Raw genomic sequence first — 23,669 nt, 5'->3', positions numbered from 1 at the left:
GCCCGCCGAGCCCCCCCCGAGCCCGCCGAGCCCGCTGAGCCGGTCGAGCCGGTCGAGCCGGCCGATCACGACGGCAGGCCCGGCAGCGGCACGCCCCGGGTGGGGGTGGGGCGCCCGGCGGAGGCCGGTGGGCGCGCCCGGTGACGGAGAATGGAGGCATGGCGGGATCGGGTGAGCGGGCACGGCACTGGCGGTACGCGGAGCTGCCCCACGTCGACCTGCTGCGGGCCCGGTACATACGGAAGACCTTCGTACGCCACACCCACGAGCACTTCGTCATCGCCGCCATCGCCGACGGAGTGGACGTCTTCCACCACGGCGGCAGCGATCAGTACGCCGGAGCTGGATCACTCGCCCTGGTCAACCCCGACACCCCGCACACGGGGCGGGCCGGAGGGCCGGAGGGATGGCGCTACGGTGCCGTCTACCCGGCGCCCGGACTCGTGGCCGGGATCGCGGCGGAGACGACCACGCTGCGCGGGACGCCCGGCTTCGTGCGGCCGGTGCTCGACGACCCGTACGCCGTCGAGCTGGTGCACCGCGTGCTGCGGGCCGCCGACGAGGGGAACGCGCTGGCCGCCGACACGCTGCTGCGGGTGGCCGTGACCCGGCTGCTGCGGTTGAACGGCGGCCCGCTGCCGCGGCGGCAGGTGCGGACGGCAGGGTCCAGGAGCGCGGCACGCGCGCGTGCCGCGCTGGAGGAGCGGATGGCCGACCCGCCGAGCCTGGAGCGCCTCGCCGGAGAGCTGGAAACCAGTCCCTTCGCGCTGCTGCGCGCCTTCCGGGCCACCTACGGCATGCCGCCCCACACCTGGCTGACGGACGCCCGTGTGCGCCGGGCACGGCGACTGCTGGACGCCGGTACGAGCCCGGCCGAGGCCGCCGTCGCCGTGGGTTTCACCGACCAGCCGCACCTGAACCGGCACTTCGCGCGGATCGTGGGCGTGCCTCCCGGGGCGTACCAACGCGAGCGCAAGAACGTACAAGACGCGCGGTGGCGGCCTCTCCTACCGTGCGGGGCGTGACAGAACAGACAGCCGATCCCGGCACACGTGCCGCCGAATCCACACCGGACGCCGCCGTCGTACGGGACGCCCTCGGGGTGGGAGTCGCCGTCGGGTTGTCCGGCTTCGCCTTCGGGGTGACCTCGGCAGGCAGCGGACTCACACTGCCGCAGACCTGCGCGCTCAGCCTCCTGGTGTTCACCGGAGCGTCCCAGTTCGCCCTCGTAGGGGCCCTCGCGGCCGGCGGCAACCCGCTGACCGCCGCGGCGGGAGCCTTCTTCCTGGGCGTGCGCAACGCCTTCTACGGACTGCGGCTGTCGCAGCTGCTGGCCCTCCCGCGCGCGGTGCGGCCGTTCGCCGCGCAGTGGGTCATCGACGAGACCACGGCCGTGGCCCTCGCCCAGCCCTCGCGGCGCGGTGCCCGGATCGGTTTCACCGTCACCGGGCTCACCCTGTACCTCCTGTGGAACCTGACCACGCTGCTCGGCGCGCTGGGGGCGGAGGCCATCGGGGACACCGACGCCTGGGGGCTCGACGCCGCCGGCCCCGCGGTCTTCCTGGCCCTGCTGGCGCCGATGCTCACCACCACCACCGAGCGCGCGGTCGCCGCGCTGGCCGTTCTCCTGGGGCTCGGCCTGCTTCCCGTGCTGCCCGCGGGTGTGCCCGTCCTGGTGGCCGCGTCGGCGGCACCGGTCGTGCTGTGGGCGCGCGGTCGCCGCGCGGACGGCGCCGCAGAGGGCCCCACGCGGGAGGGCGAGCGGTGAACGTCTGGATCGCCATCGGGGTGACGGCGGTGGGCTGCTACGCCGTCAAGCTCCTGGGCCTGCTGGTGCCCGCGGGCGCCATGGAGCGGCCTCTGGTGCGGCGCCTGGCCGCCCTGCTCCCCGTCGCCCTCCTCGCCGCGCTCACCGCCCAGCAGACCTTCGCCGACGGGCAGGCGCTCGTGCTGGACGCCCGGGCCGCGGGGGTCGCCGCGGCCGCCGTCGCCCTGGTGCTGCGCGCACCGTTCCTGCTCGTCGTCGCGGCGGCCGTGGCGGTGACCGCGGGCGTACGAGCCATGGGCGGCTGAGCCGGGTCAGTCGAGGCAACGGCCGTACGCCCGGAGGGTGCGCAGGGCCTCCAGCGTCACCCCCGGGCGGGCTTCCAGGGCGGGGGCGGGCGCCCAACGGCGCCAGCGGACGGGCCAGCCTCCGTCCTCGTCCTGCGCCGCCGCGAGGAAGTCGAGGGAGCGGGTCATCTCGTCGTCCGTGAACCACGCGCGCGCGAGGGAGTGCGGATGCCTCGCGTAGTCGTGGGGGAAGTGGTGCTCGCCCGGGGCATAGCCGGGGGAGACCGGGTAGGCGTCGAGGTCGTCCGGGTCCAACGCCGCGAGGCGCTGCTCGCGCACCAGGCGGCCCAGCCGGTCGGCCGCCGCCTGCGCGCGGGGGCGGTCGGGGGCGGCGTCCAGGAAGGCCACGGCGGCCTCGACCTCGTACGGGTGCGAGGTCGTCAGCGACTCGACCGCCCGCCAGCAGAAGTCCGTGGCCCGGAAGAGCCAGGCGTGCCAGACCTCGTTGCGGTGCAGCAGACCGACCACCGGACCGGTGGCGAGAAGCTCGCCGGGCGGGTCGTCGACGACCGGGACGAAGGGCGCGGTGGGATACCCGCGCTGGCTGGGACGGATCGCCGGCAGGGCACCGTCCGAAGTGGACACGGACGTGAGATAACGGCACATCCGTTCCACGCGCTGCCCGCCGCAGCGTCCCACGGCATCCAGGACACGCAGGGCGTGGGCGGTGTGCAGCGGCTGGCTGACCGGGCCGCGCAGATCGGGTTCCAGCGCGTGGGCGTATCCACCGTCCTCGTTGCGGTAGGCGTCCAGCGCGGTCTCCACCGGGTCGGCGGCGCCGCCGCGGAAGTGGAAGGCGAAGAGGCGCTGTTCCAGCACGCGCGCGGTGAGCCAGACGAAGTGCTCCGCGCGCGCGAGCGGGGAGCGCGTCCCGGAGGTCGGGGGAGTCTGGGGGAGTGGGCAAGCTCCGTTTTCGGCCATGGTCAGACCGTAGGGCGGAAAGCGGTACCGGCATGTGGTCCGGGCTCAGGGCCCACCCTCAGGGGCGGGATACTGGAGTCATGCGGTTGACGGTCTTCTGGGAGCGGATGACGGATCACTTCGGTCCGGGCTACGCCGACACCTTCGCGCACGACCACGTGATGTCGGAGCTGGGCGGGCGTACGGTGCACGAGGCGCTGGACGCGGGCTGGGACGCCAAGGACGTGTGGCAGGTGGTCTGCACCGTCATGAACGTGCCCCGGGAACATCGCTGACCGGTCACGAAGAGCGCCGGACTGGCGTTCGCCGCCGTCGGCGTGGGCGAGACTTGCTCCGTGGCACCCACTGACGAGACCGGGCAGGCGCCCCGGCACGCATCCCCGACCGGCACGATGCCGCCCTCCGGGCCCCCGGCCGACGGCACAGCCGGGCCGGGCGCCCGCATGCCGCGCTGGCTGCCGCGGGCCATGGTGCTGGCCCTCGCGCTCATCGCCGTCTTCCAGTTGGGCAGTTGGGCCTTCCACCAGCTCACCGGTCTGCTGATCAACATCCTCATCGCGTTCTTCCTGGCCCTCGCCATCGAACCCGCGGTGAGCTGGATGGCCGGACGCGGACTCCGCCGCGGGCTGGCCACCTTCCTCGTCTTCATCGCCGTGGTGGTCGCCGCCGCGGGGTTCGTCACCCTGCTCGGTTCGATGCTGGCGGGCCAGATCGTCAAGATGGTCGAGGACTTCCCGGACTATCTCGACTCCGTCATCAACTGGGTCAACGGCCACTTCCACACGGAGCTGCGGCGGGTCGACATCCAGGAGGGCCTGCTCCGCTCCGACTGGCTGCGCAACTACGTGCAGAACAGCGCCACGGGCGTCCTTGACGTGTCGGCTCAGGTCCTCGGCGGACTCTTCCAACTGCTGACGGTCCTGCTGTTCTCGTTCTACTTCGCCGCCGACGGCCCCCGGCTGCGGCGCGGGCTCTGCTCGATCCTGCCGCCCGCCCGGCAGGCCGAGGTCCTGCGCGCGTGGGAGATCGCCGTCGACAAGACCGGCGGCTATCTGTACTCCCGCGGTCTGATGGCGCTGATCTCGGGAATGGCGCACTACATCCTCCTGGAGATCCTGGAAGTGCCCTACGCCCCCGCGCTCGCCGTGTGGGTGGGCCTGGTGTCGCAGTTCATCCCCACCATCGGCACCTACCTCGCGGGCGCCCTGCCGATGCTGATCGCCTTCACGGTCAACCCCTGGTACGCGCTGTGGGTGCTGATCTTCGTCGTGATCTACCAGCAGTTCGAGAACTACGTGCTCCAGCCCAAGCTCACCTCCAAGACCGTGGACATCCACCCCGCGGTCGCCTTCGGCTCCGTCATCGCGGGCACCGCCCTGCTCGGCGCGGTGGGCGCGCTGATCGCCATTCCGGCGATCGCCACGCTGCAGGCGTTCCTCGGGGCCTACGTGAAGCGCTACGACGTCACGGACGACCCGCGTGTCCACGGGCGCCGGGTCCGCCGCTCGGTGCCCGGGACTTCGACGCGTCTGCGGAAGCTGTGGGCCCGGCGTCCGGAACCCGGGAGTCCCGGAACGGACGGGGCGGAGGACGGCGGCTCCTCCGAGGGCCGCGCCGACACCTGACCCGGCCGGATGCGCGGGGTCGACCCGCGGCTCCTACTGTCCCTGCTGCTCCTGCTGCTCCTGCTGCTCCTGCTGTCCCTGCTGTTCCTGCTTTCCCTGGGTTCCTCGGTTCCTGCGTTTCTCATGCTCCCGCGGCCCTGGCAGTCCCTGCCGCGCCTGCCGCCCGGTGTCGATCCCCGCCTCGACGCCGGTGCTGATCCAGGCCATGGTGTCCCCCTCCTCACGTGGCCTCCGCACGCCGGCCACCGGTCGCCGGTCGGGCGGACGTACGCTCGGAAGTGCCGCGTGGTGCGCTTGACACGAAAATCGAACATCCATTCTCATGGAGGCTCTGGCGAGGCTCGGGACGGGCGATTCGACTGGGTTCGGGCGGATAAGTGCCCGAGTTATCCACAGGCCGGACCCGCATCAGGGCGGATTGTCAGTGGCAGGCATTAGCGTCTTTGACGTGAAGCGATCGAATCAAGCAAACCGGGTGGAACCCATGGCAGGAACCGACCGCGAGAAGGCTCTCGATGCCGCACTCGCACAGATTGAACGGCAGTTCGGCAAGGGCGCGGTCATGCGCATGGGCGACCGGTCCAAGGAGCCCATCGAGGTCATCCCGACCGGGTCGACCGCGCTCGACGTGGCCCTCGGCGTCGGCGGTCTGCCGCGCGGCCGTGTCATCGAGGTCTACGGTCCGGAGTCCTCCGGCAAGACGACCCTGACCCTGCACGCCGTGGCGAACGCGCAGAAGGCCGGCGGCCAGGTGGCGTTCGTGGACGCGGAGCACGCCCTCGACCCCGAGTACGCGCAGAAGCTCGGCGTCGACATCGACAACCTGATCCTGTCCCAGCCGGACAACGGCGAGCAGGCCCTGGAGATCGTGGACATGCTGGTCCGCTCCGGTGCCCTCGACCTCATCGTCATCGACTCCGTCGCCGCGCTCGTCCCGCGTGCGGAGATCGAGGGCGAGATGGGCGACAGCCACGTCGGTCTCCAGGCCCGGCTGATGAGCCAGGCGCTCCGGAAGATCACCAGTGCGCTCAACCAGTCCAAGACCACCGCGATCTTCATCAACCAGCTCCGCGAGAAGATCGGCGTCATGTTCGGCTCCCCGGAGACCACGACCGGTGGCCGGGCGCTCAAGTTCTACGCCTCGGTGCGACTCGACATCCGACGCATCGAGACGCTCAAGGACGGTACCGACGCGGTCGGCAACCGCACCCGCGTCAAGGTCGTCAAGAACAAGGTCGCGCCGCCCTTCAAGCAGGCCGAGTTCGACATCCTCTACGGCCAGGGCATCAGCCGCGAGGGCGGCCTGATCGACATGGGTGTGGAGCACGGCTTCGTCCGCAAGGCCGGTGCCTGGTACACGTACGAGGGCGACCAGCTCGGCCAGGGCAAGGAGAACGCGCGCAACTTCCTGAAGGACAACCCCGACCTCGCCAACGAGATCGAGAGGAAGATCAAGGAGAAGCTGGGCGTCGGAGTCCGTCCCGAGGAGCCGAAGGCCACCGAGTCCGGCCCGGACGCTGCGACGGCCGAGTCCGCACCGGCGGTGCCCGCGCCCGCGACCGCCAAGGTCACCAAGGCCAAGGCCGCGGCAGCCAAGAGCTGACCCGTGACACGACGAACCGACTGGGCCGAGTACGCCTTTCCGGATGCCGCTGCGCGGGAGCGTGAGCGGAGGAGACCGGGTGGTCGCGGCTCCCGGACGGACGACGGCGCGTACGGGGTGGTTGCGGCCCCGTACGGGACGGGCCCGTCCGCCGCCGCGGATTACCCGGCCGGCTCTTTCGCGCCGACCGGCGCGGGGGGCACGGACGACGCCGAGGGCCGGTACGACACGGGGGAGGCGCACGACGCCGGTTCGCCCGACGGCGGCGCGACGCGCCGCGGTGACGGCGGGGCGCGTCGCGGCGGGCGGGGCACCGGCGGCGGGCGCGGGCGCCGGCGGCGCGAGCGGGCGGAGTCGTCCGCCGAGGACGGAGGTGACGTCTCCTCGTCGAGGGCCGAGCAGGGGGAGCCTCCGCGGGACCCGGTCGAGCAGGCACGGGCGATCTGCCTGCGCCTGCTCACCGGGACCCCGCGCACACGTAAGCAACTCGCCGACGCCCTGCGTAAACGGGAGATCCCCGACGAGGCCGCAGAGGAGGTGCTGTCCCGGTTCGAGGAGGTCGGGCTGATCAACGACGGCGCCTTCGCCGACGCCTGGGTGGAGTCCCGGCACCACGGGCGCGGGCTGGCCCGCCGCGCGCTCGCCAGAGAACTGCGCACCAAGGGCGTCGAACCCACGCTCATCGACGCGGCGGTCTCCCAGCTGGACTCCGAACAGGAGGAGGAGACGGCGCGGGACCTGGTCGACCGGAAGCTGCGCGCCACCCGCGGCCTCGACCGCGACAAGAGGCTGCGTCGCCTCGCGGGCATGCTGGCACGTAAGGGCTACCCCGAAGGCATGGCCCTCCGTGTGGTCTGCCAGGCGCTGGAGGAGGAGGGCGAGGACACGGACTTCCTCGGCGAAGAGGGGTTCTGATGCCCGACGCCCGCTGGGTCGCGGCCGGCTGACGGACGACGGCGCGCGCACGGGGCCGCCGCACGCTTCGACCGCGCACGCCGCTGCGGCGTGGGACGCGGGCCCGGGGGAGAGGGCAGACGGACCGGACTGCGCTGTGTACTCCGAGGTCGAGTCCGCGCCGGAACGCGGCACGGTCCACGAGGCCGCGCTTGGACCGGAACGCGGCATGGTGCGTGAGGCTGCGCCTACCGGGACGCGGCATGGTGCGTGAGGCTGCGCCTACCGGGACGCGGCGCGGTGCGTGAGGCCGCGCCTACCGGGACGCGGCACGGTGCATGGGGCCGCGCCCGGATCAGGACGCGGCACAGGCCGACCCGGCCCCGAGCAAGGCGCCGGACCCGCCTAGGGCGAGGTCGCGTGGGGACCGGGTGACGCGCAGATCGGGGCCGCGAACGGACCGGGTGACGCGTAGACCAAGACCGGTTTGCACCCGGGTCGGGGTCCCGGTCGGGGCGGGGCTGGGGCCGGTGCCCCCGTCCGTGCGTGCCCCGGGGCGATGTCCCGGTCCGGGCGGAACCTGGGTCGGTGTCCCGGTCCGGGCGGAACCTGGGGTGGTGTCCCGGTCCGGGCGGGACACGGGTCAGTGTCCCGGCCCGGCTCCCGGGGGACGGGGGACGGCGGACGTGCCGACGACCTCCGGACCGGGACAGCCCGGTCAAGCAGCGGCCACCGGCAGTCCGGCCGCCCGCCACGCCTGGAACCCGCCGATCAGATCGGTGGCCCGGTACAGACCCAGGCGGTGCAGGGACTCCGCCGCCAGGCTGGAGGCGTAGCCCTCGTTGCACACCACGACCACGCGCAGGTCATGGCCCGTGGCCTCGGGGAGACGGTGGCTGCCCTGCGGATCGAGGCGCCACTCCAGCTCGTTGCGCTCGACCACCAGGGCGCCGGGGATCACGCCGTCCCGTTCGCGCAGGGCTGCGTACCGGATGTCCACCAGCAGCGCCGCACCTGCCTCGGCGGCCTCGTACGCGGCGTCCGGCTCGATCCGTCGGTAGCCGCTGCGCACCCGCTCCAGCAGTGTGTCGATTCCGGTCTGCTCACTCACTGCCAGTCCTCCGGGCGCTCGACCTGCTCCAGCCGCAGGGTCTGCCCGCTGCGGCTGTAACGGCGGATCTGCGGCAGGGGCGGATAGTAGGCGTGCACGGAGATTGCGTGCCGGTCGGGCGACTCGTTGAGCACCTCGTGCACGTGGTGCCGGCCGAAGGCACGCCCTACTCCGGCCGACAGCCGGCGCTCCCGGTCCACACCGTCGGTGAGTTCCAGGGTCTTCCAGCCGTCGGAGGGGAGACGGGCGGCGAGGGCATGCTCCGTGAGTTCGCCCGCGGCGGTCACGAGGGCGCCGACGGACTCGGCGTGGTCGTGCCAGCCGGTGCCCGTGCCGGGCGGCCAGCCGATCAGCCAGGCCTCGCTGCCGCCCGGTCCGGCCAGCCGCACCCAGGTGCGGCCCTCGGGGTCGAGCGGCAGGGAGTCGATCAGGTCCGCGTCGGCGGCCGTGCGCCGTGCGAAGTCGAGGAGTTCGGCCTGGGTGGGAGCGGATGCGGACACAGGGGCGGGTGAGGAGACAGACACGGGTACCGTCCTGGAGGTTTCGCAAGGGAGCGCGCGGCAGTCCGCCGGAGCGGCGCGCGCGGGGAAGTAGTGCGAAGTCAGCAGGACGGGCGACACACGCAGCCCGCATAGCGGACGAGGTCCATATGGACCCTCCGCCACAGGCGCACATAGGTGTCGGTCACGATCCGGAGTAGACCATGGCGGATTCGGCCGGTCAACTCACCGTCACCATACGGACAGTGACCGACCGATGCAGTCACCTTCCGGAGGAGGGCACAGGCACCTGGCGGCGGATGCCGGTGCCGACAGCACGACCGGCGCCGGTACGACTGCCGACGGCACGACCGCCGACAGCCGAAGACCCGTGCAGCGATGCCCCGGTCAGCGAGGCCCGGTCCCCGCGGCCGCCCTCGCCTCCGCCGCCTCCTGCGTGGCCGTCGGCGCCCCGCCGAGCACCGCCTCGGCCGCCGCGTACAGGTCGGCCGGCCGCACCCCGCCCAGCGCCGTGACCAGGTGCCCGTCGGGCCGCACCAACAGCACCGTGTGCGCCGCGGCGCCCGGGTAGGCCTCCGTCACCAGCAGCTCGGCCCGGCACGGCAGGGCCGTCACCGCAGCCGCCAGGCGGGGCATGATCCCGGCGGTCACCCAGTGCTTGCGGTCCCACACCCCCGTACCCGGCGCGACCAGCAGCACCAGCAGAGCCCCGCGTCCGAGCCGGTCGCGCAGCCGCACGAAGGTGCCGTCCTCGGCCGTGACCCGCACATCGGTGACGGGCTCCCCGGGCGGGGTGGCGACAGCCACTTCCCCGGTGAGCCCGGCGGGCGCCAGCGGCGACTCGGCGTACGTCCCCGGCGCACCGAGCGCCCCGCGCCCCAGGTGACCGTCCGCGAGCAGCGCGTCGTTGCCGCGGGCCGAGCCGGGGACGTAGGAGCGCAGGCCCCCGCCGCCGCGCAGCAGCGGCAGCACCTGGTCGGCGGCGCGCAGCCGCGCGGCGATCGCGGTGCGCCGCTCCTCCTGGTAGCTGTCGAGCAGGGCCTCGTGCGGCCCGTGGTGCCAGGCCAGGGCCAGTTTCCAGGCGAGGTTGTCGGCGTCCCGCAGCCCCTCCTCGAGGCCCTGCGTGCCCAGGGTGCCCAGCAGATGCGCCGCGTCCCCGGCGAGGAGCACGCGCCCCACCCGCCAGCGGCGGGCCAGCCGGTGGTGGACCGTGTGGACGCCGGTGTCGAGGAGCTCGTAGGACGGGGTCGTTCCCTCGGCCCAGCCGGTGAGGGTCTCGCGGACCCGGTTCACCAGGAGTTCCGGGGTGACGAGGTCCTTGCCGGGCGGCAGCAGCCAGTCCAGGCGCCACACGCCGTCCGGCAGCGGGCGGGCGACGATCTCGCCGGCCGACGGCCCGGAGGTGCGCCACGGCGGCATCCGGTGGAGCAGCGCCTCGTCGGTCCACGGCAGTTCGGTGCGCAGCGCGGCGACGGCGTATCGTTCCACCGCCGTGCGGCCGGGGAAACGGATGTCCTGGAGCTTGCGCACGGTCGAGCGTGCGCCGTCGCAGCCGACCAGGTAACTGCCGCGCCACCAGGTACCGCCGGGGCCGCGGGTGTGGGCCGTGACGCCCGAGGTCTCCTGCTCGATGGTGTCGAGCCGACTGTCCACCGCCGTCTCGACGAGCGGCTCGCGGGCGATCGCGGTGCGCAGGACGCCGGTCAGCTCGTGCTGGGCGATGTGCAGCGGCGCCGGATCGGCCTCGCCGAACTCGACCTGACGGATCACCTGCTTGCGCCGCATCGACCGCCATCCGGCCCAACGGGAACCCAGCCCCGTCAGGGGCGTGCCGGTCAGCCGCTCGACGAGGGAGACGGTGTCCTCACGCAGTACGACCGTGCGCGAGGGCCGGGGCTCATCCTTGCCCGGACTTTCGTCGAGGACGACACTGGGCACCTCCTGCCGCGCCAGAGCCAGGGCGAGCGTGAGCCCGACGGGCCCCGCTCCGGTGATGATCACCGGGTCCACGGCGCGGCGCCCCCTGCCCGTGACGGTGTCCCGGGGGACGTGGGTGAACAGGACATTGGGGCAGGGTGCACGGTCACAGAACGTATGCAACCTATTGCCGCTGCTTGCGTCAAGCGACGGAGGCAGTGGCGATCACGCCACTGCCTCCATGATGGTCATATGAACTGACCGATTGTCAGGGGGCGCCGCCCGCGCCGGTCGCGCCCGTGCCGGCCATTCCGGCGTCGTCCGCCTTGAGCACCGCGCCGGTCGACTTCTTGGCCCGCCGCAGCCGCTGCTCCAGCCAGCTCGCGAAGGTGGTGAGCGCGAAGTTGAGCGCGATGTAGATCACGGCGACCACGGTGAAGCTGGCGATGACGTTGGCGCCGTAGTAGCCGCTCATCGTGTTGGCCGAGGCGAGCAGTTCGGGGAAGGTGAGGACGGCGCCGCCGAGCGCCGTGTCCTTCAGGATGACGACGAGCTGGCTGACGATGGCCGGCAGCATCGTGGTGACCGCCTGCGGCAGCAGGATGGTCCGCATCACCTGGCCCTTGCGCAGGCCGATCGCCATCGCGGCCTCGGACTGGCCCTTGGGCAGGGCCAGGATGCCCGCCCGGACGATCTCCGCGAGGACCGAGGCGTTGTACAGCACCAGGCCGGTGACCACCGCGTACAGCGGACGGTCGTCCGAGCTGACGTTGGTGTACTCGGCGAACAGGGCGAGCCCGAAGATCATCAGGACCAGCACCGGGATGGACCGGAAGAACTCGACCACGATCGCGGCCGGGACCCGCACCCACACATGGTCCGACAGGCGTGCGATGCCGAGGACCGCACCCAGCGGCAGCGCGATGACCACCGCGAGCGCCGCGGCCTTGAGGGTGTTCTCCAGACCCGGCCAGATGTACGTGGACCACGCCTCGGTACCGGAGAAGAACGGCTCCCACAGGGCCCATTCCAGCTGGCCCTTGTCCTTGAGGGTGCCGAACACCCACCAGAGCAGGGCCGCGAGGGCCACCACGAAGACCGCCGTGAAGACGATGTTGCGCCGCTTGGCCCGGGGGCCCTGGGCGTCGTACAGAAGGGAACTCATCGCTTCACCGCCACCTTCTTGCCCACCCAGCCGAGGATCAGACCGGTCGGCAGCGTCAGAACCACGAAACCGAAGGCGATGACCGCGGCGATCAGCAGCAGCTGTGCCTCGTTCTCGATCATCTCCTTCATCAGGAGCGCCGACTCGGCCACACCGATCGCGGCGGCCACCGTGGTGTTCTTGATCAACGCGATCAGCACGTTCGCCATCGGGACGACGGACGAGCGGAAGGCCTGCGGCAGCACGACCAGGCTCAGCACCTGACCGAAGCTGAGGCCGATCGCGCGGGCCGCCTCCGCCTGTCCGACCGGCACCGTGTTGATGCCGGAGCGCAGCGCCTCGCAGACGAACGACGAGGTGTAGAGGATCAGGCCGAGGACGGCGAGCCGGAAGTTGATCGTCTCGACATCGTTCGCGCCGAGGGACACTCCCAGGGTCTGGTTCAGGCCCAGCGACGTGAACAGGATGATGACGGTGAGCGGGATGTTCCGCACGATGTTCACGTAGGCGGTCCCGAAGCCGCGCATCAGCGGCACCGGGCCGACCCGCATGGCCGCCAGTGCGGTGCCCCAGATCAAGGAGCCGACGGCCGACAGCACAGCGAGCTGCACCGTCGTCCAGAAGGCTCCCAGCAGGTCGTAATCCTTAATAAAGTCGAACACGATCTCCCGCGCTTCCGCGTGTAGGGATGCCCGCCCCAGTGCGCCGCCCCTTCCGGAGGGCGGCGCACTCTGTCAGGCGCTGCCTCAGCTCTTGATGTCGCCGATCTTGGGCGCCGGCTCGTTCTGGTAGTTGGCCGGGCCGAAGTTGTCCTCGACGGCCTTGTCCCAGGACTTGTCGGAGACCATCTCCTCGAGGGCGGTGTTGATCTTGTCCTTGAGGTCGCTGCCCTTCTTGACGCCGATGCCGTAGTTCTCGTTCGTCAGCTTGAAGCCGCCGAGCTTGAACTTGCCCTTGAACTGCGACTGGGCGGCGTAACCGGCGAGGATCGAGTCGTCGGTGGTCAGCGCGTCGATGGCGCCGTTCTGCAGGCCGGGCAGGCAGGCGGAGTACGTCGGGTACGGCTGGAGCTGGGCCTTGGGCGCCAGCTTGTCCTTGACGTTCTGCGCGGAGGTCGAGCCGGTGACCGAGCAGAGCTTCGCGGAGTTCAGGTCCTCCGGCGTCTTGATCTTGTCGTCGTCGGCGCGGATCAGCACGTCCTGGTGGGCGAGGAGGTACGGGCCGGCGAAGTCGACCTTCTCCTGGCGCTCCGGGGTGATCGAGTACGTGGCGGCGATGAAGTCGACGTCACCGCGCTGGAGCATGGTCTCGCGGTCGGCGCTCTTCGACTCCTTCCACTCGATCTGGTCCTCGGCGTAGCCGAGCTTCTTGGCGACGTACGTGGCGACGTCCACGTCGAAGCCCGCGTAGCCGTCGGGGGTCTTCTGGCCGAGGCCCGGCTGGTCGAACTTGATGCCGATGGTGATCTTCTTGTCGTCACCACCGGAGCCGCCGTCCTTGTCGTCGCCGCCGCACGCGGTGGCGGTGAGGGCGAGCGCGAGCACGGTGGCCGAGGCGGCGGAGACCTTGCGGAGCTTCATGGTGAACATCCTTTGACTGTGATCGGTCGATCAGACGATCAGATGCGAGAGGCGTACCGGGCCGGCCGGGCGCGCAAGGCGCCGCGCGCCGGAGCCGGACGGTGTCAGTGGTGCAGGATCTTCGACAGGAAGTCCTTGGCACGGTCGCTGCGCGGATTGCTGAAGAACTGGTCCGGCGTGGCCTCTTCGACGATGCGGCCGTCCGCCATGAACACCACGCGGTTGGCCGCGGAGCGGGCGAAGCCCATCTCGTGCGTCACCACGATCATGGTCATGCCGTCCTCGGCGAGCTGCTTCATGACCTCCAGGACCTCGTTGATCATCTCCGGGTCGAGAGCCGACGTCGGCTCGTCGAAGAGCATGACCTTCGGGTCCATGGCCAGCGCCCGCGCGATGGCGACGCGCTGCTGCTGACCACCGGAGAGCTGCGCGGGGTACTTGTCCGCCTGGGCGGCCACGCCGACCCGGTCGAGCAGGGCGCGCGCCTTCTCCTCGGCCTTCTTGGAGTCGACCTTGCGGACCTTGATCTGTCCCAGGGTCACGTTCTCGAGCACGGTCTTGTGCGCGAAGAGGTTGAAGGACTGGAACACCATGCCGACGTCCGCCCGCAGCCTCGCGAGCTCCTTGCCCTCCGCGGGGAGGGGCTTGCCGTCGATCGTGATCGACCCTGAGTCGATGGTCTCCAGGCGGTTGATGGTGCGGCACAGAGTGGACTTGCCGGACCCGGAGGGCCCGATGACCACGACGACCTCGCCGCGGGTGATCGTCAGGTCGATGTCCTGGAGCACGTGCAACGCGCCGAAGTGCTTGTTGACACTCTTCAGGACGACCAGTTCGCCGGTCGCGGCCACATCTTCCTTGGCCACCGATACTTCGGTCATCGCTCTCGGGCTCCGTCCTCCTCGGTTTCGGAGGACAGTAATAACGGGGAACGACCTGCGTCTCTACATCTGAGGGGAATCTGAGCATCACGATCCGATAGCAATCGGACACGAGTCGTAGCACTTGTGAGCAGGGCGCATATCGGCCGGATAACTTCGAGCGGCCGCAACCGGAACCCTCTTGACGCCGTCCCTCTCCATCGGCGTCACTGCACAGGGCGCACGCGCGTGTGCCCGCGTCTTTGTACCCATCCCGAACGTACGGCCGATGAACCGAAGGGGGCCCGGATGAGACTGCTGCTCGTCGAGGACGACAACCACGTAGCCGCCGCTCTGTCCGCGATCCTGGCACGGCACGGCTTCGACGTCACCCACGCGCGCAACGGCGAGGAGGCGCTCCAGGCGCTCGTCCCCGAGAGCGACTGCTTCGGCGTCGTCCTCCTCGACCTCGGCCTGCCCGACCAGGACGGCTACGAGGTCTGCGGCAAGATCCGCAAGCGCACCGCCACCCCGGTCATCATGGTCACCGCCCGCTCCGACGTCCGCTCCCGCATCCACGGGCTGAACCTGGGCGCCGACGACTACGTGGTGAAGCCGTACGACACCGGCGAGCTGCTCGCCCGCATCCACGCCGTCAGCCGGCGCACCGCCCACGAGGACGCCACCGGGAGCACCGAGACCGTGGTCCGCCTCGGTGCCGTGCGCATCGAGCTGCCGACCCGCCAGGTCACCGTGGACGGCGCGGCCGTCCAGCTCACCCGCAAGGAGTTCGACCTCCTCGCCCTGCTCGCCCAGCGCCCCGGCGTGGTCTTCCGGCGCGAGCAGATCATCAGCGAGGTGTGGCGCACCAGCTGGGAGGGGACCGGGCGCACGCTGGAGGTCCACGTCGCGTCACTGCGGGCCAAGCTGCGCATGCCGGCCCTCATCGAGACCGTCCGCGGCGTCGGCTACCGCCTCGTCGCCCCCACCGCGTAGCGGGGCCGGGTGAGTACACGCCTGCTTCCGCTGCTCATCGTCCTGATGGCGGCCGTCCTGCTCGCCCTGGGGGTGCCCCTGGGCGTGAGCGTCGCCCGCGCGGAGCAGCAGAAGGTCGTCATCGACCGCATCGACGACACGGCGCGCTTCGCCGCCCTCGCCCAGTTCGTCACCGAGGACGTCCCGGGCGGTTCGCGCCGGACGACCACCGACGAGCGCCTGGAGACCCTGCAGACCGAGCTGATCAGCTACCACGAGGTCTACGGCATCAAGGCGGGCGTCTTCTACCGCAACCACATCCCCATGGCCAACGCCCCGACGACCTGGTTCCTCCCGCAGACCGGCGAGGTCCGCGACTCCTTCGACGAGGCGCTGCTCAGCCGGCGCAGCCACGATCCCCAGCAGGTGTGGCCCTGGGAGGACGGCACGCTCGTGGTCGCCTCACCGGTGATCCGGGACGGGGACGTGGTCGCGGTCGTGGTCACCGAGTCACCCACCGACTCCATGCGCTCGCGCACCCTGCGCGGCTGGCTGGTCATCGGCGCCGGGGAGATCGCCGCCATGCTGCTCGCGGTGGGCGCCGCGCTCCGGCTGACCGGGTGGGTGCTCAAGCCGGTACGGGTGCTCGACGCCACCACCCACGACATCGCCACCGGCCGGCTCAAGTCCCGGGTGGCACCGGCCGGAGGACCACCGGAACTCAGACGTCTGGCCGGTTCCTTCAACGAGATGGCCGACCACGTCGAGGACGTGCTGGAGCAGCAGCGCGCCTTCGTCGCCGACGCCTCCCACCAGCTGCGCAACCCCCTCTCGGCACTCCTGCTGCGCATCGAGCTGCTCGCCCTGGAACTGCCCGAGGGCAACCAGGAGATCGCCTCCGTCCAGGCCGAGGGCAAGCGTCTGGCCCGGGTCCTGGACGACCTGCTCGACCTGGCCCTCGCCGAGCACAGCGAGGCGGACCTCCAGGTCACCGACATCGGCGCACTGGCCGCCGAGCGCGTGGCGGCCTGGTCACCGACGGCCGAGGCCAAGGGCGTACGGCTGGTGGGGGACTGCCCGCCGACCACGGGCTGGGCCGACCCGGTGACGCTGTCCAGCGCCCTGGACGCGGTCATCGACAACGCGGTGAAGTTCACGCCGAGCGACGAGACCGTCCGGGTCGTGGTCGCCTCCAACGGGGACGCCGCCACGGTCGTCGTCACGGACAACGGCCCCGGACTGACCGAGGACGAGCTGACGCGCGTGGGCGACCGTTTCTGGCGCAGCGGCAGGCACCAGAACGTCAAGGGGTCCGGGCTCGGCCTGTCCATCTGCCGGGCACTGCTCGCGGCGGGCGACGGCTCGATCTCCTTCGGCCACCACACGCCGCACGGCCTGGAGGTGACGGTCACCGTGCCGAGGTCGGCCCCGCGCACCGAGCCGGAGCTTCCCTACGGCTTGACGGACCGGTAGTAGCGCCGGGCGCCCTCGTGCAGCTCCAGCGGGTCGGTGTAGATCGCCGTCCGCAGATCCACGAGCTGCGCGGAGTGGACGTGGGCCCCGATGCCGTCGCGGCTGTCGAGCACCGTCCTGGTCAGCCACTCGGTGAGCCGCGGATCCATGTCCGCGCGGGTCATCAGCAGGTTCGAGACGGCCATCGTGGGCACCACGGCGCCGTTCTGCACCGTGGGGTACGCCGACTCGGGCATGTTGGTGGTCCGGTAGTAGCGGGTCGCCCCGCCGGACGCGTGCAGCCTAGTGACGAGGTCCTCGCCGATCGGCACGAACCGGAACGCGGACTTCTCGGCGATCTGCCGCAGGCCGTCCGTCGGCACCCCGCCCGACCAGAAGAACGCGTCCAGCTCGCCGCCCAGCCGCCCGGGGCCGGTGTCGATACCGTCCGCGCGGGGCGTGATGTCCTTCTCCGGGTCGATGCCCTCGGCCTTCAGCAGCCGGGTGGCGATCAGCCGGACGCCCGAGTTCGGCAACCCGATGGCCACCCGCTTGCCGCGCAGGTCGGCGACGGACTGGATGTCCGAGTCGCTCGGCACCACCAGCTGCACGTAGTCGTCGTAGAGGCGGGTGACGCCACGCAGCCCCTCGGCGCCGGGCCTGCCGGCGATCTTGTACGTCTCCACCGCGTCGGCCGCCGCGATCGTGAAGTCGGCCTTCCCGGAGGCGACCCGCTCCACGTTCTCCTGCGAGCCCGCGCTGGTCATCAGCCGCACCTTCAGTCCCGGCATGTCCTTGCGCAGCTCGGCGCGGAGCAGCTCGCCGTACTTCTGGTAGACCCCCGCGCGCGTGCCGGTGCTGAAGGTGATCGTCCCGCTCGGCGGCTCCTCGCCCAGCGGCAGCAGCCACCACAGCAGCGGCCCGAGGGCGACGGCACCGGCGACCGCGCCCTGGACGGCCCGGCGCCCGCCGATGCGGGAGAACAGCGTGGACATGGGCGCGATCCTGCCAGTCCGCAACGGTGCTGACCAGGGCCGAGCTCACACGGCGACCGCACGGAGGCGGGCGTCCACTGTCAGTGGTGCTCGCTACAGTCGTCGGCATGAGCTCTTCGCCCGCCGACCTGGTCCGTGCCTTCCACCGCGCCTTCGGGCTGGACGCCCGCTCCACCCCGGCCGAGGTCGCCCCGGACCTGGCCGCCCACAGAGGGGAGCTGCTGGCCGAGGAGGCGGCCGAGGTCGCCGAGGTGTCGGTGCGGGGCCCGCTCGACCGGCTCGCGCACGAGCTGGCCGACGTGGTCTACGTCGCCTACGGCACGGCCCTCGTCCACGGCATCGACCTCGACGAGGTGATCGCCGAGGTCCACCGCTCCAACATGACGAAGGTGGGCCCGGACGGCCAGGTGAGCCGCAGGGCCGACGGCAAGGTCCTCAAGGGCGAGCACTACGAGGCGCCGGACGTCTCGGGCGTCCTGCGCAGACAGGGCTGGACGCCGACGGGGGCGCGGACGCAGGGCGCCTGACCCGGGGCGGGGGGCCCGGCGCGGCCTCCGCCGACGCCGAAGCACGACGACCCCGGCACCTGCGTACCGGGGTCGTGCGGTGGCCTGCGGGACGGTGTCCCGGGCCAGGGAACGGGGGTCAGTCGCCCACCGACGCCTCGGCCGTGCGAGGCGCTCCGTCGGCCCGGTCGGGAACGCCGCCCGGGCGGCCGGGGCCGTCGGGGTCGCCGCGGTCGCGGAACAGGCGCGACGCCAGCGGTTCCGTGAAGCGCGCCGTGAGCGGACCGAGAACGACCAGGATGAGGACGTAGGCCGTGGCCAGCGGGCCCAGGGAGGGCTCGATGCCGGCCGAGACCGCCAGACCCGCGATGACGATCGAGAACTCGCCGCGTGCCACCAGCGCGCCGCCCGCGCGCCAACGGCCCTTGACGGAGATCCCGGCCCGCCGCGCGGCCCAGTACCCGGTGGCGATCTTGGTCACGGCAGTGAGCAGAGCCAACGCGAGAGCGGGCAGCAGGACCGGCGGAATGCTGGCCGGGTCCGTGTGCAGGCCGAAGAAGACGAAGAAGACCGCGGCGAACAGGTCCCGCAGCGGACTGAGCAGGGTGTGCGCCCCTTCGGCGACCTCGCCGGACAGCGCGATGCCCACCAGGAACGCGCCCACCGCCGCCGACACCTGCAGCTGCTGTGCGACACCCGCGACCAGGATGGTCAGGCCCAGCACCACCAGCAGCAGCTTCTCCGGGTCGTCGCTGGAGACGAAACGCGAGATGACACGGCCGTAGCGCAGTGCCAGGAAGAGCACCAACCCCGCCGCGGCCAGCGCGATCGCCAGCGTGATGCTGCCCGTCATCAGCCCGGCACCGGCGACCAGAGCCGTCACGATGGGCAGGTACACCGCCATCGCCAGGTCCTCCAGGACCAGCACGCTCAGGATCACCGGGGTCTCCCGGTTGCCGACGCGTCCGAGATCACCGAGTACCTTCGCGATGACACCGGACGACGAGATCCACGTCACCCCGGCGAGGACCACGGCGGCCACCGGGCCCCAGCCCAGCAGCAGCGCGGCCACCGCGCCCGGCACGGCGTTGAGCGCGCAGTCGACGAGGCCCGCCGGGTAGTGGGACTTGAGGTTGGTCACCAGGTCGCTGGCCGTGTATTCCAGGCCCAGCATCAGCAGCAGGAGGATGACGCCGATCTCGGCGCCGGCCGCGACGAACTCCTCGCTCGCGCCCAGCGGCAGCAGTCCGCCCTCGCCGAACGCCAGCCCGGCCAGCAGGTACAGCGGGATGGGGGAGAGACGGTACCGGCCGGCGAACCGGCCGAGCAGCCCGAGCCCCAGGATGATGGAACCGAACTCGATCAGCAGAACCGCGGAGTGCACCGGCTCACTCCTGCCCGAGTATCGCCGCGGCCGCGTCGACGCCCTCGCGGGTGCCGATGACGATCAAGGTGTCACCGCCCACCAGCCGGAAGTCGGGTGCCGGCGACGGAATGGCCTCGGCCCGGCGCAGCACCGCGACGATCGACGCGCCGGTCTCGGTCCGCAGGCACGTCTCGCCGAGCAGACGGCCGTTCCACCGGGAGGTCGCGGAGACCTCGATCCGCTCGGCGACCAGCCCGAGGTCGGTGGTGTAGAGCAGGCTCGGGCTGTGGTGGGAGGGCATCAGCGCGTCGATCAGCGCGCCCGCCTCCGCCGCGGCCAGCCGCAAAGAGTGGGCACAGGAATCGGGGTCGTCGGTCCGGTACACGTTCACCGTGCGGGCGCCGTCGCGGTGCGCCACCACCGACAGGTGGCGGTGTTCGCGGGTCACCAGGTCGTACTGGACCCCGATACCCGGCAGCGGCGTCGCCCTCAGGCGTGGAGCTGACACGAGCTTTCCCCTCATTCGTCTTGCTTTCCTGACCGCGCTTGCCGCACGTGTGTGACGTGCTCGCGGCCTCGCCATGCTGTCATCCGCACGTACCGTGGCGATATGGGTGTCGCGACGGATATACGAAGCCGGCCGTGGGCGGCGAAGGTGGTCGCGGCGGTGTCGTGCGCGAAGGCCGGGAGGAGCGGAAAGAGGAACGTGTCGCTGTTCTGGCGGATCTTCTCGCTCAACGCCGCCGGCCTGGTCGTGGCCACCGCACTGCTGCTGGGACCGGTCACCGTGTCCACGCCCGTCCTCCCGGGAGAGGCGCTGATCCTGCTGGCGGGCCTCACCGCGCTGCTGGCGGGCAACGCGGTCGTCCTGCGCATCGGGCTCACTCCGCTGCACCGGCTCGGCCGGGCCATGGCCACCGCCGACCTGCTGGTGTCCGGGGCCCGTCCCACGGTCGCCGGACCGGCCGAGGCGGCGGAGCTGATCGCCACGTACAACACGATGCTGGACCGGCTCCAGGCCGAACGGGCCGCCGGCGCGGGCCGCGCGCTGCAGGCCCAGGAACGCGAACGCCACCGCATCGCCCGCGAGCTCCACGACGAGGTCGGCCAGACCCTCACCGCCGTCCTCCTGCAACTGAAGCGGGTCGCCGACCGGGTCCCCGGTGAACTGCGTGAGGAAGTGTCCCTGGCCCAGGAGGCCACCCGGGCCGGCCTGGACGAGATCCGCCGCATCGCCCGCCGCCTGCGGCCCGGGGTCCTCGAGGAGCTCGGCCTCGCCAGTGCCCTGCGTTCGCTCGCCGCCGAGTTCACCCACCACGGACTGACCGTCCACCACCACGTCCACGGCGACCTGCCCCGGCTCGGCCCGGAGGCGGAACTCGTGATCTACCGGGTCGCCCAGGAGGGCCTGACCAACACCGCCCGCCACGCCTCCGCCGACCGCGCGGAACTCAGCCTCCGGCCGCTGCCCGACGGTGTCGAACTGCTCGTCCGCGACAACGGCACCGGTCTCGGCGCGGCCCCCGAGGGAGCCGGCATCCGGGGGATGCGCGAGCGGGCCCTGCTGACGGGGGCCGATCTCCGCGTGGCCCCCGCACCCGGCCGGGGCACGGAGGTACGCCTGCGCGTCCCCGCCCCGGACCGGGGACCGCACGGTGGGCACCAGTCCCCACCCGTAACTCCTGCCCCCGCCCCCGCGCACCCCGTCGGCGACCGCACCGCAGACAGCACCGCAGACCGAACCGGAGACCGCCCTTGATGCCCCCACGGCCCCCGATCCGCGTCCTGCTGGCCGACGACCACACCCTCGTGCGCCGCGGGGTGCGCCTCATCCTGGACGGCGAACCGGACCTGACCGTGGTCGCCGAGGCCGGTGACGGCGCGGAGGCGGTGTCCGCGGCGCGGGCCACCGAGGTCGACCTGGCCGTCCTGGACGTCGCCATGCCCCGCATGACCGGTCTCCAGGCGGCGCGCGAGCTCTCCCGCCGCCTGCCCGAGCTGCGCATCCTCATACTGACGATGTACGACAACGAGCAGTACTTCTTCGAGGCCCTCAAGGCCGGTGCCTGCGGATACGTTCTCAAGTCCGTCGCCGACCGCGACCTCGTCGAGGCGTGCCGCGCCGCGGTGCGCGACGAGCCGTTCATCTACCCGGGCGCCGAGCGGGCCCTGGTCCGCTCCTACCTGGACCGCCTGCACAGCGGCGGCGGCCTGCCCGAGCGCCCCATCACCGAGCGGGAGGAGGAGATCCTCAAACTGGTCGCCGAGGGCCACACCTCGAAGGAGATCGGCGAGCTGCTGTTCATCAGCGCCAAGACCGTGGAACGGCACCGCGCGAACCTCCTCCAGAAGCTGGGCGTCCGGGACCGCCTGGAACTCACCCGGTACGCGATCCGCGCGGGCCTCATCGAGCCCTGAGCGTCAGGCGCCCCCCTCCGGCCGCCCGCTCCGAACAGCCTCCGACCAGCCGTGTCCCCCGCCCCGGCCGTCCGTCGCCCAGGTTGTCCACAGGCGGCCCGGGTCATCGCCGCGGACCGCCTACCCTTAGTGCCATGAGCAGCATCGACCGGAGCCAGTCAGTGGGCGGCACGCGCACCTACGAAGTACGCACCTACGGGTGCCAGATGAACGTCCACGACTCCGAGCGATTGTCCGGTCTGCTGGAGGGCGCGGGCTACGTGCGTGCCCCCGAGGGTGCCGACGGCGAGGCGGACGTCGTCGTCTTCAACACCTGCGCCGTCCGGGAGAACGCCGACAACAAGCTGTACGGCAACCTCGGCCACCTCGCCCCGAAGAAGGCGAGCCGGCCCGGGATGCAGATCGCGGTCGGCGGCTGCCTGGCGCAGAAGGACCGCGACACCATCGTGAAGCGGGCCCCCTGGGTGGACGTCGTCTTCGGCACGCACAACATCGGCAAGCTGCCGGTGCTGCTGGAGCGCGCCCGCGTCCAGGAGGAGGCGCAGGTCGAGATCGCCGAGTCCCTGGAGGCGTTCCCCTCCACGCTGCCGACGCGCCGCGAAAGCGCGTACGCGGCCTGGGTCTCCATCTCCGTCGGCTGCAACAACACGTGCACCTTCTGCATCGTCCCGGCGCTGCGCGGCAAGGAGAAGGACCGGCGTCCCGGCGACATCCTCGCCGAGGTCGAGGCCCTGGTCGCCGAGGGCGTCTCCGAGATCACCCTGCTCGGGCAGAACGTCAACGCGTACGGCTCCGACATCGGCGACCGGGAGGCGTTCAGCAAGCTGCTCCGCGCCTGCGGGTCGATCGAGGGCCTGGAGCGGGTCCGCTTCACCTCCCCGCACCCGCGCGACTTCACCGACGACGTCATCGCCGCCATGGCCGAGACGCCGAACGTCATGCCGCAGCTGCACATGCCGCTGCAGTCCGGCTCCGACCCGGTACTGAAGGCGATGCGCCGCTCCTACCGCCAGGAGCGCTACCTGGGCATCATCGAGAAGGTGCGGGCCGCCATCCCGCACGCGGCGATCACCACCGACATCATCGTGGGCTTCCCCGGCGAGACCGAGGAGGACTTCGAGCAGACGCTGCACGTGATCCGCGAGGCCCGCTTCGCGCAGGCCTACACCTTCCAGTACTCCAAGCGTCCCGGCACCCCGGCCGCCGAGATGGACGGCCAGATCCCCAAGAAGGTCGTCCAGGAGCGTTACGAGCGTCTCGTCGCCCTCCAGGAGGAGATCTCCTGGGAGGAGAACAAGAAGCAGGTCGGCCGCACCCTGGAGCTGATGGTCGCCGAGGGCGAAGGCCGCAAGGACGGTGCCACCCACCGGCTCTCCGGCCGCGCTCCCGACAACCGCCTGGTGCACTTCACCAAGCCGGACCAGGAAGTCCGCCCGGGCGATGTCGTGACGGTCGAGATCACCTACGCCGCCCCGCACCACCTGCTCGCCGAGGGCGAGGTGCTGGGCGTGCGCCGCACCCGCGCGGGCGACGCGTGGGAGAAGCGCAACGCGACCGAGAAGGCGAAGCCCGTGGGCGTGATGCTGGGCCTGCCCAAGATCGGCGCTCCCGATCCCCAGCCCGTCGTGGCCGGCGGCTGCGGCTGCGACTGACCGCACGGAGGACGGCG

Annotated in this window: 25 protein-coding genes and 1 pseudogene; 13 read left to right on the top strand and 13 right to left on the bottom strand. The window is 71.8% G+C overall.

The genetic code is table 11. The annotated features are described in order from the left end of the window. Nucleotides 1-158: 158 nt before the first annotated feature. From ACGF5T_RS31695 to ACGF5T_RS31685, 3 genes and pseudogenes are all read left to right on the top strand, one after another. Nucleotides 159-1,013: pseudogene (locus ACGF5T_RS31695) on the top strand (AraC family ligand binding domain-containing protein); the annotation flags it as partial. 8 nt (nucleotides 1,014-1,021) lie between these two features. Beyond that, nucleotides 1,022-1,768: an AzlC family ABC transporter permease gene (locus ACGF5T_RS31690; protein ID WP_366768502.1), complete on the top strand. Its 747-nt coding sequence runs from the start codon at nucleotides 1,022-1,024 to the stop codon at nucleotides 1,766-1,768. Continuing rightward, entirely contained in the window at nucleotides 1,765-2,073 is a 309-nt protein-coding gene (locus ACGF5T_RS31685; RefSeq protein WP_366768503.1) for an AzlD domain-containing protein, read from the top strand. The genes ACGF5T_RS31690 and ACGF5T_RS31685 overlap by 4 nt, the downstream gene beginning before the upstream one ends. 6 nt (nucleotides 2,074-2,079) lie before the next feature. Here the strand turns inward: ACGF5T_RS31685 and ACGF5T_RS31680 are convergent, their stop codons facing one another. Beyond that, on the bottom strand, nucleotides 2,080-3,033 hold the full coding sequence (locus ACGF5T_RS31680) for a hypothetical protein (protein WP_366768504.1): 954 nt from the start codon (nucleotides 3,031-3,033) through the stop codon (nucleotides 2,080-2,082). An 80-nt stretch (nucleotides 3,034-3,113) separates the two neighbouring features. Here ACGF5T_RS31680 and ACGF5T_RS31675 point away from each other — a divergent pair, with 80 nt between their 5' ends. Both ACGF5T_RS31675 and ACGF5T_RS31670 read left to right on the top strand, forming a co-directional pair. Beyond that, a complete protein-coding gene (locus ACGF5T_RS31675) occupies nucleotides 3,114-3,308 on the top strand; it encodes a DUF3046 domain-containing protein (RefSeq protein WP_361014821.1) in 195 nt (64 codons plus the stop codon). Nucleotides 3,309-3,368: 60 nt separating this feature from the next. After that, nucleotides 3,369-4,658 (top strand): AI-2E family transporter, encoded by a 1,290-nt coding sequence (locus tag ACGF5T_RS31670; RefSeq protein ID WP_361014819.1) that lies wholly within the window; start codon nucleotides 3,369-3,371, stop codon nucleotides 4,656-4,658. 33 nt (nucleotides 4,659-4,691) lie between these two features. On the opposite strand, the gene ACGF5T_RS31665 is transcribed toward ACGF5T_RS31670, so the two are convergent. Beyond that, the gene (locus ACGF5T_RS31665; RefSeq protein ID WP_356611297.1) at nucleotides 4,692-4,865 is read right to left on the bottom strand and encodes a hypothetical protein; all 174 of its coding nucleotides are present in this window, start codon (nucleotides 4,863-4,865) and stop codon (nucleotides 4,692-4,694) included. A 277-nt stretch (nucleotides 4,866-5,142) separates the two neighbouring features. Here ACGF5T_RS31665 and recA point away from each other — a divergent pair, with 277 nt between their 5' ends. Then, nucleotides 5,143-6,261, top strand: a complete 1,119-nt coding sequence (gene recA, locus ACGF5T_RS31660) for a recombinase RecA (RefSeq protein WP_356611296.1) — start codon at nucleotides 5,143-5,145, stop codon at nucleotides 6,259-6,261. Nucleotides 6,262-6,264: 3 nt separating this feature from the next. Next, complete coding sequence (gene recX, locus ACGF5T_RS31655; protein WP_366768505.1) at nucleotides 6,265-7,176, top strand: recombination regulator RecX; 912 nt, start codon at nucleotides 6,265-6,267, stop codon at nucleotides 7,174-7,176. Between the two features lie 697 nt (nucleotides 7,177-7,873). Here the strand turns inward: recX and ACGF5T_RS31650 are convergent. From ACGF5T_RS31650 to ACGF5T_RS31615, 8 genes are all read right to left on the bottom strand, one after another. Beyond that, a complete protein-coding gene (locus tag ACGF5T_RS31650; RefSeq protein WP_366768506.1) occupies nucleotides 7,874-8,266 on the bottom strand; it encodes a rhodanese-like domain-containing protein in 393 nt (130 codons plus the stop codon). After that, nucleotides 8,263-8,766: a cysteine dioxygenase gene (locus ACGF5T_RS31645; protein ID WP_366768507.1), complete on the bottom strand. Its 504-nt coding sequence runs from the start codon at nucleotides 8,764-8,766 to the stop codon at nucleotides 8,263-8,265. The genes ACGF5T_RS31650 and ACGF5T_RS31645 overlap by 4 nt, the downstream gene beginning before the upstream one ends. 101 nt (nucleotides 8,767-8,867) lie before the next feature. Next, nucleotides 8,868-8,915 (bottom strand): hypothetical protein, encoded by a 48-nt coding sequence (locus ACGF5T_RS31640; RefSeq protein WP_309506048.1) that lies wholly within the window; start codon nucleotides 8,913-8,915, stop codon nucleotides 8,868-8,870. 238 nt (nucleotides 8,916-9,153) lie between these two features. Then, the gene (locus tag ACGF5T_RS31635; RefSeq protein ID WP_366768508.1) at nucleotides 9,154-10,776 is read right to left on the bottom strand and encodes an FAD-dependent monooxygenase; all 1,623 of its coding nucleotides are present in this window, start codon (nucleotides 10,774-10,776) and stop codon (nucleotides 9,154-9,156) included. A 175-nt stretch (nucleotides 10,777-10,951) separates the two neighbouring features. Next, nucleotides 10,952-11,848, bottom strand: coding sequence for an amino acid ABC transporter permease (locus tag ACGF5T_RS31630; protein WP_356611287.1), 897 nt, complete (start codon nucleotides 11,846-11,848; stop codon nucleotides 10,952-10,954). Next, a complete protein-coding gene (locus ACGF5T_RS31625; protein ID WP_356611285.1) occupies nucleotides 11,845-12,510 on the bottom strand; it encodes an amino acid ABC transporter permease in 666 nt (221 codons plus the stop codon). The genes ACGF5T_RS31630 and ACGF5T_RS31625 overlap by 4 nt, the downstream gene beginning before the upstream one ends. Nucleotides 12,511-12,594: 84 nt before the next feature. After that, entirely contained in the window at nucleotides 12,595-13,428 is an 834-nt protein-coding gene (locus tag ACGF5T_RS31620; RefSeq protein ID WP_356611283.1) for a glutamate ABC transporter substrate-binding protein, read from the bottom strand. A gap of 104 nt (nucleotides 13,429-13,532) precedes the next feature. Beyond that, nucleotides 13,533-14,309 (bottom strand): amino acid ABC transporter ATP-binding protein, encoded by a 777-nt coding sequence (locus ACGF5T_RS31615; RefSeq protein ID WP_356611281.1) that lies wholly within the window; start codon nucleotides 14,307-14,309, stop codon nucleotides 13,533-13,535. Nucleotides 14,310-14,597: 288 nt separating this feature from the next. Between ACGF5T_RS31615 and ACGF5T_RS31610 the strand changes: the two genes are divergently transcribed. Both ACGF5T_RS31610 and ACGF5T_RS31605 read left to right on the top strand, forming a co-directional pair. Beyond that, on the top strand, nucleotides 14,598-15,284 hold the full coding sequence (locus ACGF5T_RS31610) for a response regulator transcription factor (RefSeq protein ID WP_356611279.1): 687 nt from the start codon (nucleotides 14,598-14,600) through the stop codon (nucleotides 15,282-15,284). 9 nt (nucleotides 15,285-15,293) lie between these two features. Next, nucleotides 15,294-16,736 (top strand): HAMP domain-containing sensor histidine kinase, encoded by a 1,443-nt coding sequence (locus ACGF5T_RS31605; protein ID WP_366768509.1) that lies wholly within the window; start codon nucleotides 15,294-15,296, stop codon nucleotides 16,734-16,736. On the opposite strand, the gene ACGF5T_RS31600 is transcribed toward ACGF5T_RS31605, so the two are convergent. Further along, the gene (locus ACGF5T_RS31600; protein WP_366768510.1) at nucleotides 16,715-17,710 is read right to left on the bottom strand and encodes a TAXI family TRAP transporter solute-binding subunit; all 996 of its coding nucleotides are present in this window, start codon (nucleotides 17,708-17,710) and stop codon (nucleotides 16,715-16,717) included. The two genes, ACGF5T_RS31605 and ACGF5T_RS31600, sit on opposite strands and share 22 nt — an antisense overlap. Before the next feature lie 107 nt (nucleotides 17,711-17,817). Here ACGF5T_RS31600 and ACGF5T_RS31595 point away from each other — a divergent pair, with 107 nt between their 5' ends. Then, nucleotides 17,818-18,237, top strand: a complete 420-nt coding sequence (locus ACGF5T_RS31595; RefSeq protein WP_361014807.1) for a MazG nucleotide pyrophosphohydrolase domain-containing protein — start codon at nucleotides 17,818-17,820, stop codon at nucleotides 18,235-18,237. 118 nt (nucleotides 18,238-18,355) lie between these two features. Here ACGF5T_RS31595 and ACGF5T_RS31590 read toward each other — a convergent pair whose 3' ends face one another. Both ACGF5T_RS31590 and ACGF5T_RS31585 read right to left on the bottom strand, forming a co-directional pair. Beyond that, entirely contained in the window at nucleotides 18,356-19,600 is a 1,245-nt protein-coding gene (locus tag ACGF5T_RS31590; RefSeq protein ID WP_356611272.1) for a cation:proton antiporter, read from the bottom strand. A gap of 4 nt (nucleotides 19,601-19,604) precedes the next feature. Then, nucleotides 19,605-20,090 (bottom strand): TrkA C-terminal domain-containing protein, encoded by a 486-nt coding sequence (locus tag ACGF5T_RS31585; protein WP_356611270.1) that lies wholly within the window; start codon nucleotides 20,088-20,090, stop codon nucleotides 19,605-19,607. Nucleotides 20,091-20,288: 198 nt separating this feature from the next. On the opposite strand from ACGF5T_RS31585, the gene ACGF5T_RS31580 reads away from it, so the two are divergent. The 3 genes from ACGF5T_RS31580 (at nucleotide 20,289) to miaB (ending at nucleotide 23,652) form a co-directional block, all read left to right on the top strand. Further along, nucleotides 20,289-21,341 carry a HAMP domain-containing sensor histidine kinase gene (locus ACGF5T_RS31580; RefSeq protein WP_366768511.1) on the top strand — a complete coding sequence of 351 codons (1,053 nt, stop codon included), beginning with the start codon at nucleotides 20,289-20,291 and terminating at the stop codon, nucleotides 21,339-21,341. Further along, on the top strand, nucleotides 21,341-22,000 hold the full coding sequence (locus tag ACGF5T_RS31575) for a response regulator transcription factor (protein WP_356611266.1): 660 nt from the start codon (nucleotides 21,341-21,343) through the stop codon (nucleotides 21,998-22,000). The genes ACGF5T_RS31580 and ACGF5T_RS31575 overlap by 1 nt, the downstream gene beginning before the upstream one ends. Before the next feature lie 134 nt (nucleotides 22,001-22,134). After that, a complete protein-coding gene (gene miaB / locus ACGF5T_RS31570) occupies nucleotides 22,135-23,652 on the top strand; it encodes a tRNA (N6-isopentenyl adenosine(37)-C2)-methylthiotransferase MiaB (RefSeq protein ID WP_366768512.1) in 1,518 nt (505 codons plus the stop codon). The last annotated feature ends 17 nt before the right edge of the window (nucleotides 23,653-23,669 follow it).

The sequence above is a fragment of the Streptomyces sp. NPDC047853 genome (assembly GCF_043204535.1).
In the GTDB taxonomy this organism is placed as follows: domain Bacteria; phylum Actinomycetota; class Actinomycetes; order Streptomycetales; family Streptomycetaceae; genus Streptomyces.
The sequence above is the reverse complement of the archived record's forward strand: the minus strand, read 5'-3'. Positions and strand labels throughout refer to the sequence as shown.

Excerpts from the sequence above, each read along its gene's own strand:
- ACGF5T_RS31680 (WP_366768504.1), bottom strand. The coding sequence starts at position 3,033 with ATGGCCGAAAACGGAGCTTGCCCACTCCCCCAGACTCCCCCGACCTCC.
- ACGF5T_RS31675 (WP_361014821.1), top strand. The coding sequence starts at position 3,114 with ATGCGGTTGACGGTCTTCTGGGAGCGGATGACGGATCACTTCGGTCCG.
- ACGF5T_RS31665 (WP_356611297.1), bottom strand. The coding sequence starts at position 4,865 with ATGGCCTGGATCAGCACCGGCGTCGAGGCGGGGATCGACACCGGGCGG.
- recA (WP_356611296.1), top strand. The coding sequence starts at position 5,143 with ATGGCAGGAACCGACCGCGAGAAGGCTCTCGATGCCGCACTCGCACAG.
- ACGF5T_RS31630 (WP_356611287.1), bottom strand. The coding sequence starts at position 11,848 with ATGAGTTCCCTTCTGTACGACGCCCAGGGCCCCCGGGCCAAGCGGCGC.
- ACGF5T_RS31620 (WP_356611283.1), bottom strand. The coding sequence starts at position 13,428 with ATGAAGCTCCGCAAGGTCTCCGCCGCCTCGGCCACCGTGCTCGCGCTC.
- ACGF5T_RS31615 (WP_356611281.1), bottom strand. The coding sequence starts at position 14,309 with ATGACCGAAGTATCGGTGGCCAAGGAAGATGTGGCCGCGACCGGCGAA.
- ACGF5T_RS31610 (WP_356611279.1), top strand. The coding sequence starts at position 14,598 with ATGAGACTGCTGCTCGTCGAGGACGACAACCACGTAGCCGCCGCTCTG.
- ACGF5T_RS31600 (WP_366768510.1), bottom strand. The coding sequence starts at position 17,710 with ATGTCCACGCTGTTCTCCCGCATCGGCGGGCGCCGGGCCGTCCAGGGC.
- ACGF5T_RS31595 (WP_361014807.1), top strand. The coding sequence starts at position 17,818 with ATGAGCTCTTCGCCCGCCGACCTGGTCCGTGCCTTCCACCGCGCCTTC.
- ACGF5T_RS31575 (WP_356611266.1), top strand. The coding sequence starts at position 21,341 with ATGCCCCCACGGCCCCCGATCCGCGTCCTGCTGGCCGACGACCACACC.
- miaB (WP_366768512.1), top strand. The coding sequence starts at position 22,135 with ATGAGCAGCATCGACCGGAGCCAGTCAGTGGGCGGCACGCGCACCTAC.